The 15,372-nt window shown below is 63.3% G+C and carries 14 protein-coding genes; 6 read left to right on the top strand and 8 right to left on the bottom strand.

What is annotated here, in order from left to right; translation table 11 throughout:
• Positions 1–227 precede the first annotated feature (227 nt).
• Together PQQ51_RS28655 and hpnN are read right to left on the bottom strand one after the other, a co-directional pair.
• Positions 228–1,214, bottom strand: a complete 987-nt coding sequence (locus PQQ51_RS28655; RefSeq protein ID WP_408500566.1) for an MlaA family lipoprotein — start codon at positions 1,212–1,214, stop codon at positions 228–230.
• A gap of 2 nt (positions 1,215–1,216) precedes the next feature.
• Positions 1,217–3,832 (bottom strand): hopanoid transporter HpnN, encoded by a 2,616-nt coding sequence (hpnN, locus tag PQQ51_RS28660; protein ID WP_408500567.1) that lies wholly within the window; start codon positions 3,830–3,832, stop codon positions 1,217–1,219.
• A gap of 214 nt (positions 3,833–4,046) precedes the next feature.
• On the opposite strand from hpnN, the gene PQQ51_RS28665 reads away from it, so the two are divergent.
• Entirely contained in the window at positions 4,047–4,652 is a 606-nt protein-coding gene (locus PQQ51_RS28665) for an MlaC/ttg2D family ABC transporter substrate-binding protein (protein WP_408500568.1), read from the top strand.
• A gap of 120 nt (positions 4,653–4,772) precedes the next feature.
• On the opposite strand, the gene hpnH is transcribed toward PQQ51_RS28665, so the two are convergent.
• Complete coding sequence (gene hpnH / locus PQQ51_RS28670) at positions 4,773–5,939, bottom strand: adenosyl-hopene transferase HpnH (RefSeq protein WP_408500569.1); 1,167 nt, start codon at positions 5,937–5,939, stop codon at positions 4,773–4,775.
• Positions 5,940–5,949: 10 nt separating this feature from the next.
• The gene (gene ispH / locus PQQ51_RS28675; protein WP_408500570.1) at positions 5,950–6,894 is read right to left on the bottom strand and encodes a 4-hydroxy-3-methylbut-2-enyl diphosphate reductase; all 945 of its coding nucleotides are present in this window, start codon (positions 6,892–6,894) and stop codon (positions 5,950–5,952) included.
• Between the two features lie 333 nt (positions 6,895–7,227).
• On the opposite strand from ispH, the gene hpnC reads away from it, so the two are divergent.
• Together hpnC and PQQ51_RS28685 are read left to right on the top strand one after the other, a co-directional pair.
• Positions 7,228–8,094 (top strand): squalene synthase HpnC, encoded by an 867-nt coding sequence (hpnC, locus tag PQQ51_RS28680; protein ID WP_408500571.1) that lies wholly within the window; start codon positions 7,228–7,230, stop codon positions 8,092–8,094.
• An 8-nt stretch (positions 8,095–8,102) separates the two neighbouring features.
• Positions 8,103–9,275, top strand: a complete 1,173-nt coding sequence (locus tag PQQ51_RS28685) for a glycosyltransferase (RefSeq protein ID WP_408500572.1) — start codon at positions 8,103–8,105, stop codon at positions 9,273–9,275.
• A gap of 87 nt (positions 9,276–9,362) precedes the next feature.
• Here the strand turns inward: PQQ51_RS28685 and PQQ51_RS28690 are convergent, their stop codons facing one another.
• Positions 9,363–9,914, bottom strand: coding sequence for a hypothetical protein (locus PQQ51_RS28690; RefSeq protein ID WP_408500573.1), 552 nt, complete (start codon positions 9,912–9,914; stop codon positions 9,363–9,365).
• 175 nt (positions 9,915–10,089) lie between these two features.
• On the bottom strand, positions 10,090–11,103 hold the full coding sequence (gene hpnA, locus PQQ51_RS28695; protein WP_408500574.1) for a hopanoid-associated sugar epimerase: 1,014 nt from the start codon (positions 11,101–11,103) through the stop codon (positions 10,090–10,092).
• Positions 11,104–11,288: 185 nt separating this feature from the next.
• Here hpnA and PQQ51_RS28700 point away from each other — a divergent pair, with 185 nt between their 5' ends.
• A complete protein-coding gene (locus PQQ51_RS28700) occupies positions 11,289–11,582 on the top strand; it encodes an acylphosphatase (RefSeq protein WP_063500556.1) in 294 nt (97 codons plus the stop codon).
• A gap of 61 nt (positions 11,583–11,643) precedes the next feature.
• Here the strand turns inward: PQQ51_RS28700 and egtD are convergent, their stop codons facing one another.
• Positions 11,644–12,627 carry an L-histidine N(alpha)-methyltransferase gene (gene egtD, locus PQQ51_RS28705; RefSeq protein ID WP_408500575.1) on the bottom strand — a complete coding sequence of 328 codons (984 nt, stop codon included), beginning with the start codon at positions 12,625–12,627 and terminating at the stop codon, positions 11,644–11,646.
• A gap of 457 nt (positions 12,628–13,084) precedes the next feature.
• Here egtD and rarD point away from each other — a divergent pair, with 457 nt between their 5' ends.
• Positions 13,085–13,981 (top strand): EamA family transporter RarD, encoded by an 897-nt coding sequence (rarD, locus tag PQQ51_RS28710; protein WP_408500576.1) that lies wholly within the window; start codon positions 13,085–13,087, stop codon positions 13,979–13,981.
• A gap of 44 nt (positions 13,982–14,025) precedes the next feature.
• On the opposite strand, the gene PQQ51_RS28715 is transcribed toward rarD, so the two are convergent.
• On the bottom strand, positions 14,026–14,565 hold the full coding sequence (locus tag PQQ51_RS28715) for an Mpo1 family 2-hydroxy fatty acid dioxygenase (RefSeq protein WP_408500577.1): 540 nt from the start codon (positions 14,563–14,565) through the stop codon (positions 14,026–14,028).
• Between the two features lie 91 nt (positions 14,566–14,656).
• Here PQQ51_RS28715 and PQQ51_RS28720 point away from each other — a divergent pair, with 91 nt between their 5' ends.
• Positions 14,657–15,370 carry a Crp/Fnr family transcriptional regulator gene (locus PQQ51_RS28720; protein ID WP_408500578.1) on the top strand — a complete coding sequence of 238 codons (714 nt, stop codon included), beginning with the start codon at positions 14,657–14,659 and terminating at the stop codon, positions 15,368–15,370.
• Positions 15,371–15,372 lie beyond the last annotated feature (2 nt).

Below are 15,372 nucleotides of genomic sequence, written 5' to 3' on the forward strand. Positions count from 1 at the left end.
GCCGCGGCAAAGAAAGGTAAGCAAAGAAAGCCGCTCACACCGCCAGCTCTATGAGTTATCAGCGGCTGGTTACCCGCAGTGGCCCCGGAGCATCCGGCGCGTCGCACACTCCGCGTAAGTGACAAGGCCGTCATCAGCTCCGGCGGCGCTTCGCGCGCCGAGCGGTATTTCAAAACCCTTCCCGGCTCCGGCGGCGTTTTCTGCCGTCGGATTTCCTCTCTGAAAATCTACTGTGTTGCCGGTGCCTTCGGTTGCCCATTTGCCGCTGGCGTCTTCGTATCCGATGCGCCGACCGGCGCGCTCGTCGTGCTTCCCGACGCCGCGTTCGGTGCGCCCGCGGTGTCGCCCGGGTCGGTGTAATTCGGTACGCCTGCCGGTGCCCCTGTTGCGCTTCCCGAGGCGGCGGTCGGCGCTTCTGCCGTGTCGCCGGGGTCTGCGTAGTTCGGGAGGCTGGCCGGTGCGCCTGCGGCGGCGCCCTTGGCCGGGGTCGCTGCGCCCGAGTCTTCGTCGTCGTAGTTCGGCAGCGGCGCGGCATTGTCGCCCGTGCCCCGCAGACGCGCGCGGCGCTGCTGCGTGTACGCGTCACGCACGAACGAGTATTTGTCTAGCGCGGCCTGTTGCAGCAGGTCGGTCGCGCCCAGCAAATCGGAACGCACGCTCACGAACTGCAACACGTACAGCGGATTGCGCTCGGCCGGTTCGATGTAGTTCAGCGGATTGAATTTCACGTCCACGATCAAACCCATGCTGTCGCGCACCGTGCTCGGACCGAACAGCGGTAGCACCAGGTAAGGTCCAGAAGGAACGCCCCAGTGGCCCAGCGTCAGACCGAAATCCTGATGGTGCTTCGGCAAGCCAGCCGGCGTCGCCCAGTCGAGCAAGCCGCCTAGGCCGAACGTCGAGTTGAACGCGAAGCGTACGAGGTCCTCAGTGGCGTCGGTGATCTTCAATTGCAACAGCGCGTTCGCCGCGTTCGTCAAATCGCCCAGGTTCGAGAAGAAGTTGCCGACCGCCGTGCGCAACGGCTGCGGCGTCACCTTCTGATATCCCTTCGCAACGGGCACGGCCACGTAGCGGTCGAGGCCGTCGTTGAAATTGAATACGACCCGGTTCACCGGTTCGAACGGGTCGCCCGGTTTGCTGTCGGGACCCGTCGCGCAACCCGTGATCAGACCGGTGGCGGCAAACGCCAGCACGGTGGTTCGCAGCTTCATGCTTATATTCCTTTTTGCTTCGAGCGACGCGGGCGCGGCTTGCCCATCAATACCGGTTGGAACACCACCGCGCCGATCAGCGTGCAGAACAACGACAGCGCCAGCAAACGCCCCATGCTGGACGTTCCCGGATGATGCGACAGCCAGAGGCTGCCGAATGCCGTCGCCGTGGTCGCCGCGCTGAACAGCACAGCGTGCGTGAGGCTCGACTGCAACAGGCCGGTCTGGCCATTGCGCCACGCCATCACGAAGTAAATCTTGAAGGCCACGCCGACGCCCAGCATCAGCGGCAGCGCGATGATATTCGCGAAGTTTAGCGGCATGCCGAAAACCACGCACAATTCGAGCGTCACCAGCGCCGACACCAGCAGCGGCACCAGCGTGCGCAACATGTCGCCGACCCGCCGCAACGCAATCCACAGCAGGATCGCAATCGACACCAGCGCGTAACCGGCCGCCTGCAGGAACGATTTGATGATCAGGTCGGCGGAATGCAGGATCGAAATCGGACCGCCAATCGCGTCCGGCTCGGCCTTCTTCACCGCATGCGCGAAGCGGGCGAGCATCGCGTCGTCGTTCGGGTCCGTGCCGGCCTTCACCTTCGGCGCAATGTCGACGAGCGCGCGGCCGTCTTTCGATACCCAGCTCGACGCGATTTCCTTCGGCAGGTTCTCGCGAGTGATTTCGGTCGGCTGCAACAGATCCGCCAGTTGCTTCAGCGCGATGCGCAGCGGCTCGGACAGCGCTGTTTCGGCGCGGTCGCGCGTAGCGGCGTCGGCGGCGGCGAGCTTCGCGAGCGTCGCGGACAAATGCCTGGCTTCGTCGGCGCCCGGACCGGGGTGGTCGTCGGCGGCGAGCGAGAGCTGGTTCGACGCGCGCTTCAATGCGGAGACGCGCACCGCGTCCGTCGCTGGCTGAGCGGGCTGCTGTGTCAGCGCGGGCAAAAGTTGCTGCGCGGCGCTCGCGATCAGCATCTGCTTTTGCTGCTGCTCGGTCGGAACGAAGCTGTCGAGCGTGGTCACGCGGCCCACTTCGGGCAGCGTGCGCAAATGCGCGGCAATGCGGTCCGCGTCGGCCAGCGACGGCGCCAGCGTATGCACGTTGTTGACCGCGGCCTCAGGCGAGTCTTTCAGCGACAGCAGCGTCGCCATGGATTCCGTATGCGGGTCCTTCAGATGCAACGGATTGAAGTCGAAACGCAGATGCGTGAGCAACGGCGTCGCGCCGATCACCAGCACGAGCGTGCCGATCAGCACCGGCTTGCGGTGGTGATCGAGGAAATCGTCGACCGGCGCGAGTTGCCGGAAGCCCGGCGAAGCGGGTTCGCCCGGCGGGTTGAAGACCTTCAGCAACGCCGGCAGCAGCGTCATGTTGGTCAGATACGCGACGAACATGCCGACCCCGGCGATTTCGCCCAGCTCGGACACGCCGCGATACGCGGTCGGCAGGAACGAGAAGAAGCTCAACGCGACGGCGACCGCCGCAAGCGTCAGCGGCACGCCGATGCTGTGCGCGGTATGCACGAGCGCAGCCGACAGACGGTCTTCGCGATTGCGCTCCTCGCGATACTTGACGCCGAACTGCACGCCGAAATCGACCCCGAGCCCGACGAACAGCACCATGAACGCGACCGAAATCATGTTGAGCGCGCCGACCATCAGCAGGCCGAGCGCGGCGGTGATCGAGAGGCCGACGAACAGCGTGATGAACACGGCGAGAATCATGCGGCCCGAGCGTAGCGCGAGCCACAGGATCACCAGCACGACGATGAACGTGCCGATGCCGTTGAGCACTGCGCCGTCTTTCACCGACGCGAATTCCTCGTCCGCGAGCGGTTGTTCGCCGGTCAGGCGCACCGTGGCGCCATAGCGCGTATCGAGGTGGATCGAGGCGGCGGTGTCGCGAATCGCCTGCGATGCGGTCGCGCCCGGCTCCAGCGCATCGTAGTTGACGACCGGTTGCACGGTGACGAACGCGCGCGCCGGATTGGTGGCGACGCCCTTGTCGACCAGCGCGCGCCACGAGAACGCGGCGGGCTGTCCGGCCAGCACGCGATCGAGCGTGGTCGCGCTTTGCGATAGCAGATGGCTCATGTCGGCGAGCTTCACCTGGCCGAGCTGCAACGGCAGCAACAGGCTGGTGGTCAGCGTGCTGGCGAGGCCGCTCAGGCTCGGATCGTGCGCGAGGGCGTTGACGAGCGGACGCGACTGAATCAGTTGCGACGTGGTGGACATCACCTCATCCGTCGACGGGAACAGCAGACCGTTGTGTTCGAAGAACGGGCCGCCGGCGGGCTGCGAGACCGCGACGAATTCCTTCGGCTCGGCTTTGAGCGCGGCCGTGAGCGCGGCGGCGGCTGCATCGGCAAACTCCGGCGCGCGCGCCTCCACGACAACGAGCACGGTGTCGCCGCGATCCGGAAACGCCTGATCCATCGCGTTTTCGAGCGACGTCCATTGTTTGTCGGTCTCGATCAGCTTGCTGATATCGGTGTTGATCTTGAAGTGATGGGCGACGTAGAACCCACTCACCACGGCGAGCACGAGCGAAAGAAGGATGACCCGCAGCGGATAGCGAACCGAATAGGCGACGAGGCGGACAATAGATGACTTCAGCATGTAGGCGAAAAGGGCCTTATCACGGATGATGTTTTTTGAGGAAAGTGCTCAAGTATACAGAGCCCGAGCGATCTGGCTCGGGTTCGGTAGCAAGTCCGACGCCTGGGCGCCGGCTTCGGGGCGGGAACGCATTGTCGGTATACTGGGTCTATCCTGCTTCTGCCACGGCTTTATAGCCTGTTGGCGCTTACTCATTCCGGGGTTTGGCGAACGTATGAAACGTTATCTGTCTGCATTTCTGGCTGCGGCCGTGGTGTCCACTGCTGCATATGCGCAAAGCGCCCCTGACGCGGTGGTCAAGAGTGCGGTCGAAGGCACGGTGTCGGCCATGAAGGCCGATCCGCAGGCTCGCGGCGGCGACATGGGAAAGATTACGCAACTGGTGGAAACGCGCTTCGTACCGGCAACGGATTTCGAACGCACCACGCGGATCGCGGTGGGCAAGGCGTGGAGTACCGCCACGCCGGAGCAGCAGAAACAGTTGTATGAGCAGTTCACGCTTCTGCTGGTGCGCACCTACGCGGCTTCGCTGTCGCAACTGCGCGATCAGGATGTGAAGTTCAAGTTTCTGCCGGTCAACGTGCCGGCCGGCGCCAAGGACATCGTCGTGCAGTCGCATGTGCTGAGCAACGGTGGCGACGACGCGATCGACTACCGGCTGACCAAAGGCCCGTCGGGCTGGAAGGTGTACGACATCAACATGATGGGCGCGTGGCTGATTCAGGTTTATCAGACACAGTTTTCCGATCAGTTGTCGAAGGGCGGCGTGGACGGCCTGATCAAGTTCCTGACCGCGCATAACGCGCGCAACGCCGGATAACCGGTAAAAGCCGGTAAGAAAAAAGCGCGATGGCTGTAAAGCCATCGCGCTTTTTTTTGAAGCTTCGTTACGGGTAGCGGCAGCGTGAAACCCAGCGCCCACCCGTGTTCGATCGAACGCTCAGTGTGCCGGCGATGCCGCAGCAGTCGACTTTTGCACCTTCTTGCCGGTTCCGGCGCGACCAATCTCTTCCAGCTTGATTTCGACGTGGCGCGAGAAGACGTAGTCGGCGGGACGTTGCTTGTCCAGCGGAATGTCCTTCGTGAACGCGCCGGACGTCTTCGGACCGCGCAGGCTGACCTTCAGCGCCTTCAGCGGATGCGAGACCGTGTCCATCACGGCCGTCGCTTCGAAGCCGCAGTGCACCATGCAGTCGGCGCACTTCTCGTAGTTGCCCGTGCCGTACTTTTCCCACTCCGTGGTTTCCATCAGTTCCTTGAAGGTCTTCACGTAGCCTTCGCCGACCAGATAGCACGGCTTCTGCCAGCCGAACACGGTGCGCGCCGGGTTGCCCCAAGGCGTGCATTCGTAGGTCTGATTGCCGGCCAGGAAGTCGAGGAACATGCCCGACTGGCTGAACGACCAGTTCTTGCCGTTGTTGCCGCGCTTGAAAATTTCGCGGAACAGTTGCTTGGTCTTGTCGCGGTTCAGGAAGTGCTGCTGATCCGGCGCACGCTCATAGGCGTAACCCGGCGACACGGTGATGCCGTCCACGCCCATCGGCCCGACCGTGTCGAAGAACGCGGCCACGCGTTCCGGCACTGCGTCGTTGAACAGCGTGCAGTTGATGTTGACGCGGAAACCGCGGCGCTTCGCTTCCTTGATCGCGGCGACAGCCTTGTCGTACACGCCGTCTTGCGACACCGAGTGATCGTGCATCTGCTGGTCGCCGTCGAGGTGAACCGACCAGACGAAGTACGGATTCGGCTCGTAGTCGTCCATTTTCTTTTCCATCAGCAGCGCGTTCGTGCACAGGTACACGAACTTCTTGCGCGCGATGATGCCCTTCACGATCTCAGGCATTTCCTTGTGCAGCAGCGGCTCGCCGCCTGCGATCGACACCACCGGTGCGCCGCATTCGTCGACCGCGCCGAGGCATTCCTCGAGCGACAGACGCTGATTCAGGATGGGATCCGGATAGTCGATCTTGCCGCAGCCATTGCAGGCAAGGTTGCAGCGGAACAGCGGCTCGAGCATCAGCGCGAGCGGATAGCGTTTGTTGCCAGACAGATGCTGACGCATGATGTATGCGCCGACCCGGACTTTCTGTAGCAGCGGAATAGACAAGACGTCCTCCTTAAACTTCGCGTGCAGCGAGTGGTTGCATCAGTTTCGATGGCAACTTGAATTCGACCTTTTCTTCACGGCCCGCCATCGTCGTGACATCGACGGGCCCCAATGCGCGCAGCGCATCGATTACGTTCTTCACCATCTCTTCCGGCGCCGAAGCGCCGGCCGTGATGCCGACGGTTTGCACATCGGCAAACCACTCCGGTTTCACTTCCGAACCGTCGGCGACCAGGTAGCTGGCCACGCCTGTTTCGCTGCCGATTTCGCGCAGCCGGTTCGAGTTCGAGCTATTCGTTGCGCCCACCACCAGCAGCACTTCGACTTCTTTGCTCAGCTCGCGCACCGCCGCCTGGCGGTTTTGCGTGGCGTAGCAGATGTCGCGCGTGTCGGGACCGACGATGTCGGTAAAGCGGCGCAACAGCGCGTCGATGATGCCACGTGTGTCGTCGACCGACAGCGTGGTCTGCGTGACGTACGCGAGCGGCGTGTCGAGCGGCAGGTCCAGATGCGCGACTTCGGCTTCGCTTTGCACCAGCAGCACCTTGCCGGGGATCTGGCCGATCGTGCCTTCCACTTCCGGATGCCCGGCGTGGCCGATCAGGATCAGCGTACGGCCCGCGGCCACATACTGGCGGCCCTGAACGTGCACTTTGGTGACGAGCGGGCAGGTTGCGTCGAGCACGTCGAGATTGCGCGCCTCGGCGTCGCGCTCGACTGTTTGCGCGACACCATGTGCGCTGAAAATTGCCACGGCGCCTTGCGGCACTTCGTCGAGTTCTTCGACGAAGCGCGCGCCTTTCTGGCGCAAATTGTCGACCACGTGCCGATTGTGAACAATCTCGTGGCGGACATACACGGGGGCTCCGTGTTGCTGTAACGCGCGATCGACAATCTCGATTGCGCGAACAACACCCGCACAAAAGCCGCGGGGTTGAGCAAGGATGACTCGCATAGGTTGGCGAACTCCGACTGACGCGGGTCTCGAAGAAGCCGGTAAATATGACTTTATCGCCGCGACCATCTATTTAGTTGACGTCTTGAGCCCCGGCGTAGAGGCCGGTACAGCAAAACCAAACGCGCATTCTAACGCTATCAGGCCGGCTTTGCTCTGGACGGCAATCCAGGCGTTGGGCCTACGCCGCAACCGCGGCGCGCCTGTCGCGTAAGTTCGGCACGCGCGCGTGGTAATGATTACACGATGCAACGGTTTAACGGAACCCTTAAACTACGTGGTCCTGCGGCCCGGTATTCAGGCTGCATTACAGATGCTTTCGAGGCTCGCTGGATGGACGTCGATCACTACGAAAACTTTCCGGTCGCCAGCGTGTTGCTGCCGAAGGCGCTGCGCGCGCCTGTCGGCATTATCTATCAGGTGGTGCGCACGGCCGGCGATATCGCCGACGAAGGCGACTGGAGCCCGGCCGAGCGCCGCGAGCGCCTCGCCGACTTCCGCGCCGGCCTCGACGCGATCGCCGAACGGCGCGCCGCGCCTGTCCATCCGCTGCTGTTCGGCAAGCTCGCCGGCGTGGTCGCGCAGTATAAACTGCCGCTCGCACCGTTTTACGAGCTGCTGCTCGCCTGCGATCAGGACATCGACACCCGCCGATTCGCCGACCGCGCCGCGCTGCTCGATTATTGCCGCCGTTCGGCCAATCCGGTCGGGCATCTGATGCTGCATCTGATCGGCGCCGCGACGCCGCGCAATCTCGCCGACGCGGACGCGATCTGCACCGCTTCGCAATTGATCAGTTTCTGGCTGGACGTCGCCGCCGACTGGAAAAAAGACCGCGTTTATCTGCCGCTTGCCGATCTGCGGCGCTTCGACGTGACCGAGGCGCAGATTGCCGAAGGCGTTATCGACGAAGCCTGGACGCAACTCATGGCCCACGAAGTCGCGTTCGTGCGCGAGTTGCTGGTGGGCGGCGCGCCGCTCGCGCTGCGGATTCGCGGGCGGCTGGGGATCGAGTTGTGCGGCGCCGTCCATGGCGGCCTGCGGATCCTCGAGCGGATCGAACAGGCCGGCTACGACGTGCTACGCGAGCGGCCCGTGCTCAACACTTTTGACTGGTGCGTCGTCGCGATGCGCACGCTGGCTATGCGCCTGTCGCGTCGGATCGGCGCGCCTACGCGTTCTCTCGAGGGTAATGTTTGATGGGTTTAATGGCGGTGGTTCTGTTTCTTCTGGCGTGTCTTTCCCTGTTGATCTGGTGCGTGCTGCTGTTCGCGCGCGGCGGTTTCTGGCGCGCGCGTCCCGCCGCGCCGCTCACGCTCGCACCGCGCGTGGCGTGGCCCGCGGTGGCCGCCGTCGTGCCGGCGCGCAATGAAGTGGATGTGATTGCCGAGGCCGTCACCACGCTGCTTCAGCAGAACTATGCGGGCGATTTCCACGTGATCGTCGTCGACGACCACAGTACCGACGGCACCGCCGACGCCGCGCGCGCCGCAGCGCTTCAGCTGCAATGCCCCGACCGTCTGACGGTGTTGAGCGCGAAGCCGTTGCCGCCAGGCTGGTCCGGCAAGGTGTGGGCGCAGTCGCAAGGGATCGAGGCGGTGCGCACGCTCGGCCTGCCGGCGGAGTTTTTGCTGCTGACCGACGCGGACATCGGCCATCCGGCGGATGCGGTCGTTCAACTGGTCGGCCGCGCGGATGCGGAAAAGCGCGACCTCGTCTCGCTGATGGTGCGTCTGCGCTGCGATTCGTTCTGGGAAAAGGCGTTGATTCCGGCCTTCGTGTTTTTCTTCGCCAAGCTGTATCCGTTCGCGTGGGTCAACAATCCGCGCAATCGCACGGCCGCGGCGGCGGGCGGCTGCATGCTGGTGCGGCGCAGCGCGCTGGAGGAAGCGGGCGGCATCGAATCGATTCGCGCCGAACTGATCGACGATTGCAGCCTTGCCGCGCGGATCAAGCATCGCGGCACGGGGCGTCATCCGATCCGGCTGGACGTGGCGGCGCGCAGCGTGTCGCTGCGTCCGTACGACAGCTGGCGCGACATCTGGAACATGATCGCGCGCACGGCCTTCACCCAATTGCATTACTCGCCCTTACTGCTGGCCGGCACGCTGCTGGGCATGGCGATCATTTATCTGATTCCGCCGGTGGCGGCACTCGTGCTCGGCGCAACGGGCTGGCCCGCGTGGCTCGCGTGGGCCGCCATGTGCTGCGCGTATGCGCCGATGCTCAGCTATTACCGCCGTTCGCCGCTGTGGGCGCCGTTTTTGCCGCTGGTCGCGCTGTTTTATGTCGGCGCGACGTTTGCGTCTGCCGTGCGTTACTGGCGGGGCAAGGGCGGTCAGTGGAAGGCGCGCGTGCAGGCGCCGGTGCAGGATCGCTGACACACTGAAGCATTGACGCGCGCCCGAGTTGGGCGAAAACGGGTGGGATGGAACGTGAAACGGCGCTGTTTAGCGCCGTTTTTTACATCAGCCCTTGGTGAGCATCATGTACAACTGAATCACCATGTCGGGCGAGAACGTGAACGGCACCCAGCCGTGTCCGGTATGGCGCATGACCAGCAGACGGTCGCCATTCGACTGTTTCTGTACGGCCATGACCGGATTTTTTGTCGACACGAAGCGCCAGCCCGGCGGAATGCCCGGCGGGGGTTCCGGCGTCATCGACGCACGCGCGTTCGACAATTCCTCGATCAATTGCCCGATCTGTTCGGCGCGTAGCGCGACGGTCTGGCCGCCGATCGTCATCGTGATCTCGTTCTGCGCGGGACGGTTGATTTCCAGCGTGGGCAGCGTGGCGGGTTCGGCCGGCTGTTCGGTCACAACCGGTTCGGCAGCTTCTGCTTTAACGGCGCTGTCCGCCGCTTCCGATTCGGACGCGGCGTGCTCCACCGGCGCCTCTTGCGGCGCGGCAGCGGGTGCAGTTGTCTCGGGGATGTTTTCGGCCTGCGGGGCCACGACAGCCTGGATGAGCTGATCGACGCCCAATTCCAGCGCGCCGAGCTGTTCGTGAAGATTCATGCGAGGTTTCTCTGGTAAGACCCACGATTTTACCTGCTGCGGGTGGGCTTTCACCTGTCGCAACCAGGGCGACGTTGTAACAAAGTGCGTGGGTGGCAACAGCAGGCTAACGTGCCCGACGGCAATGAACCCGTTCAGGCACGCCCACGGCCCGCTTCAAGTCCTGTCCCCGCGTTCAAGGCTTCGTCAGATAGCCGGCCTCGCGGAACCAGTCGAGCGCATCCTTCAGACCTTCGCGATACGGTCGAGCGCGATAGCCGAGTTCGCGCTCCGCCTTCGCCGACGTGAAATACATCTTGTTCTTCGACATCTTCAACGCGTCGACTGTCAGGAACGGTTCGCGCTTCGTGATCTTCGCGACCGCTTCCGCGCCGATGGCGAGCGGATAAAGCGGCGCGCGCGGCAGGCTGATCGTGGGCGCCTTGCGGCCGGTGAGCGCCGCGATATCGGCGAGCATCTGTTGCAATGGCAGGTTCTCGCCGCCGAGGATGTAGCGCTCGCCGATCTTGCCGCGTTCGAGCGCGAGAAAATGGCCGGCGGCCACGTCGTCCACATGCACGAGATTCAGGCCGGTATCGACGAACGCCGGAATCTTGCCGAGCGCCGCTTCGACGATGATGCGCCCGGTCGGCGTCGGCTTGACGTCTCGCGGACCGATCGGCGTGGACGGATTGACGATCACGGCGGGCAGGCCGTCTTCGGCGATCATCCGCTCCACGGCGCGCTCGGCCAGCACCTTGCTGCGTTTGTATACGCCGATCGCCTGGTCGGCCTTGAGCGGCGAGGTTTCGTCGGCGGATTGGCCCGAACTGGTGACTTTCAGCGTCGCCACGCTGCTCGTATAGACGATCCGCTCGACGCCTTCCTTCAGCGCCGCGCGCATGGTGGCCTCGGTGCCTTCGAGATTCGAGCGCTCGATTTCGGCCGGGTCCGGCGCCCACAGGCGGTAGTCGGCGGCTACGTGCAGCAGATAGCGCACGCCGCGCAGTGCATTGCGCATCGACGCTTCGTCGCGCATATCGCCCACGACGATTTCCGCGTCCAGCGTCTCCACGTTCTGACGCGGACTGGTGGCGCGCACCAGCACGCGTACCTTGAAACCCTTTTGCTGCGCGATGCGCGCCACCGACGAGCCGACGAAGCCGGATGCGCCGGTCACGAGCACGAGATCGCGATTCTGTTCGGTCATTCTGTATTGATTCCCTGCGTGACAGTCGACGGATTGTACGTGGCGCGCGCGCCGTGTGTCGTTAGCGCGGAGGCGAGCAATCTCGCCGCGACGCGTCTAGAATGCCGGCTTGAAAGTTTTTGCGTTGCACGGAATCTGAGTCGGCACGAAAGCGCTCACTCGGATCGACACGATGAGAGGACAGCATGGCCCCGGATCTGGATCAACGGATCGAAACGTATTACGTACGAGTGCGCGGCACCGTGCAGGGCGTCGGCTTTCGCCACGCGACCGTGCGGCAGGCGCACGCGCTCGGTATCAAGGGATGGGTGGCGAATCTCGACGACGGCTCGGTGGAAGCGATGTTGCAGGGCTCGGCCAATCAGGTCGACCGGATGTTGTCGTGGCTGCGTCACGGGCCGCCGGCGGCGCGCGTGACCGAAGTGACCGGCGAAGAGCGCGCGACCGAAAAGCGTTACGAGCGTTTCGAGCAGCACTGAACTCGCGGCATCCGTGAAAAACGCGCCGTCACTGTGATGGCGCGTGCGTCTCATCGCGGACTCATCGCGCGACCAGCAAACTCTCCGCAAAGCCCCATTCTTCTTCGATCCATTGATGGCTGCATATGAAACCGGCCGCGTCTGCGATCGCGGGCATTTCTTCCGCTCGGTATTTGTGGCTGCTTTCAGTCCAGATCGTTTCGCCTTCCTTCAGCGTGACCGTCAGTTGTGCGGCGCCCACGTGCGCGGTAACTCCGCGTTTCGCACGCAGATGCATCTCGATACTGCGCGCGTCCGGATTGAAGCGCGCGACGTGCTCGAACGCATCGAGCGGAAAGTCGCCGTCGAGCTCGCGATTGATCCGCGCCAGCAAATTCAGATTGAACGACGCCGTCACGCCGACCGCATCGTCGTAGGCCGCGATCAGCACCGGCGTCGGCTTGATCAGATCGGTGCCGAGCAACAACGCATCGCCGGGCGCGATCATGTTGCGGATGTCGCGCAGAAAACGCGTCGCCGCGAGTCTGCCGAAATTACCGATGGTGCTGCCGAGAAACAGTACGAGTAACCGCTCGTCTGCCGCGCGGTTCTTGCTGACTTCCGCAAGTCCGGCGAGGTAATCGCGTTCGTAGCCGACGATCGAGATCCGTTCGATGTCGCCAAGTTCGCGACGGCACAACTGCAACGCGCTGCGCGAAATTTCAATCGGGCAGTAAGAAGTAGGGCGCTTTTTACACAGCGCTTCAAGAATGCGCCGCGTTTTGCGGCCGCTGCCGCTGCCGAGTTCGGCGACGGTCACATCGTGCGGCAGATGCTCGACGATATCCGCGGCATGCTGCGCCAGCAGGCGTTCTTCGGCGCGCGTCACGCCGTATTCGGGCAGCACCGTGATCACTTCGAATAGCGCGGAGCCGACTTCGTCGTACAGATACTTCGACGGCAATTCTTTTTGCGGCGCGTGGGTCAGACCGGCGCGGACGTCGGCTGCAAAGGTGGCGCGCGTTAGATCGGGCGATGTGTCGTGCGAGAGGGCTGGCTGGGTCATGCTCACTCCAGTAGTCACTTGCGTTGAGCGGGGTTGCTGGCCGGATGGAGAAATGCATCGCGAAGAGCGGTATGCATGCGGCGGTGAAGAGGGGCGATGTAGCAAGACTTCTTAGCAAGTTTCGCGCTTGATACTTGACGCCTGGTGCGCGAGGCGGCGTGCTGCGGACGCGGCTGTCGCGCGTGAAGTTATGTTCTAGTGCATCGGCGCGTGATGCGCACGGGATAAATTGCAGCGCACCGCGGAAACCACGCGAACCCAGCAAACGCATAACGCGTCTAGAATGCCGGCTTGCGCCGGTAATCGAAGACCAAACGCGGCGCGGGTTGGCTCCGCCTGTTCTAAAGACATCACTTCTAATGACCATCCTTCACGCCGCGCGGTGTCATGCTGCGCCGCACCTGAGCGCCTCCGGATCTCCAACGCGCGCGGCCGGATTCATGCAGCGGGCCACGCGATGAACCACTATGACCCCAGGCGCGGGATCGCGCTGTCGGTGGCCGCGTCGGCCTTGTTCGCGTTGTTGTCCGCGTACGCAAGACTGCTCGCGCCGCTGAGCGGACTCGACATCTTCGCGTGGCGCGTCGTGTGGACCGTGCCCGGCGCGCTGCTGTTGATCGTATTGCGTAAGCGTTTGCCGATTCTGCGGCAACTTGTTGACCGGATGGTGACTGAGCCGAAACTCGCCGGGGCGATGGTCGTCAGCGCGGCATTGCTCGGCGCACAGCTGTGGGTGTTTCTATGGGCGCCGCTGCATGGCCGGATGCTGGAAGTGTCGCTCGGCTATTTTCTGCTGCCGCTGGTGATGGTGCTCGTGGGACGCTTTTATTATCGCGAGCGCCTCGACGGATTGCAGTGGCTGGCTGTGTTTTGCGCGGCGCTCGGTGTCGCACATGAATTGTGGGTGACTGGCGCGTTTTCGTGGCCGACCCTGCTCGTCGCACTCGGCTATCCGCCGTATTTCGTGTTGCGCCGCAAGATCAATCAGGATTCGCTGGCCATGTTCACGGTCGAAATGACGCTGTTGTTGCCGGTCGCGTTGGCATTCGTCTTTATGGGTGGCTCGCTGAAGATGATCGCCGGCCGCGTCGATATGTGGTGTTTGCTGTTGCCGGGCCTCGGCGCGCTCAGCACGGCCGCGCTGGCTTCGTATCTGAAGGCGAGCCGGCTCTTGCCGCTCGCGTTGTTCGGCATTCTCGGCTATGTCGAGCCGGTATTGCTGGTGCTGGTGTCGATTACGCTGCTCGGCGAGAGGCTGGGCGCCGCGCAACTGGGCACCTATGTTCCGATCTGGATCGCGGTGGCATTGACGGCCTTGCATGGCGTGCGGCTCGTTCGGTTCGCACCGCGTTGAGTTGAATGCCGCGGCGGCGTCGAATGGACAGCCGCCAACTTGACTCAGCGATGCACCGCCGCGCGATCCGCGTTGATGCGAGTGGCGCCGACTCGCGACTCGATCGCTTCGCGCAACGTGGGTCGCCAACCGAAGCCGAACAGCGCTTCGGCGAGCACGAACAATGGGCCGATCAGCAAGCCGATCACATCGTCCACAAAGGCCGGCTTGCGATGTTCGTACGCCACGTGGCCGACGAACTGAAACACCCAGCCCACCACAAAAAGACCGATGCCGCTCGCGAGCCATGTCAGCGTCGATTGCGCGGCGAGCCACTGGCCCAACGCGACGCACGCCACCGACACCAACGCCATCATCACGCCGAGCGGTATATCCAGCACGAGGTAGTAGAGCGTTGCCGCGCCGAACAACACCCAGGCGGGCGACGCTACAAACGGCGCAGCACCCCATGCGAAAGCAGGCCGGCTCAACAACACCGCCAACGCCAGCACGATCATCGGAATGCCGACGAAGTGCGTGGCGATATTGCGCCGGTCACGATGGTAAGCCGCGTATTGCGTAAGCTGTTCTGTCAGCGTTCTCATGGATGCCGTTCCTCCCTCGAAGTCAGCATAATCGCGGGCAGCGGAATTTCAAACCATCGGGTAGCCGACAATCGGGCACGGAAGCCGTTTTATGACTGCGAGTTTTTCATCGGATGAGCTTGCCGCGCTGCTTGAACGCAGCGCCTGGTTCCGCTCGGCGCCCGCTGCGATGCAGGCTCAGCTAATCGAAGCGGGGCGTGTGGAACGTTTGGCTGCCGGTCAACGGCTGTTCACGCGAGGCGATTCCGACGACGGCCTCTATTGCGTGCTCGACGGTCTCGTGCGAATCAGCGCCGCCAGTTCGGACGGCAAGGAAGCGCTGCTGGCCGTCATCGATCCGGTCAACTGGTTCGGCGAGATCGCGCTGTTCGACAATCGGCCGCGAACGCACGACGCGTATGCCGAACGCGATTCCGCGCTGTTTCATGTGCCGCGCGCGGCGCTTGCCGCGTTGCTCGAACGCACGCCCGCGTATTGGCACGTATTCGGTTTGCTGCTGACCCAAAAGCTGCGGCTTGCTTTCGAAGTGATTGAAGAAGCCGCGTTGCTTCCCGCCGCACCGCGCGTCGCGCGGCGTCTTTTGCTGATGGCGGGCGGCTTTGGCGAACCGGGCGCATTGCGCCGCGTGCTCAAGGTGCCGCAGGAAGATCTCGCGATGATGCTGGCGTTGTCCCGGCAGACGATCAATCAGGTTCTCAAGCAGTTCGAGACGCATGGCGCAGTGAAGCTGCGCTACGCGGAAATCGAAATTGCCGATGTGCAAAAACTCAGCGTGCTAGCGGAGTTGAAGCCGGCATCGGACTGATT

It is taken from the genome of Paraburkholderia xenovorans, assembly GCF_046030735.1.
Taxonomy (GTDB): domain Bacteria; phylum Pseudomonadota; class Gammaproteobacteria; order Burkholderiales; family Burkholderiaceae; genus Paraburkholderia; species Paraburkholderia xenovorans_A.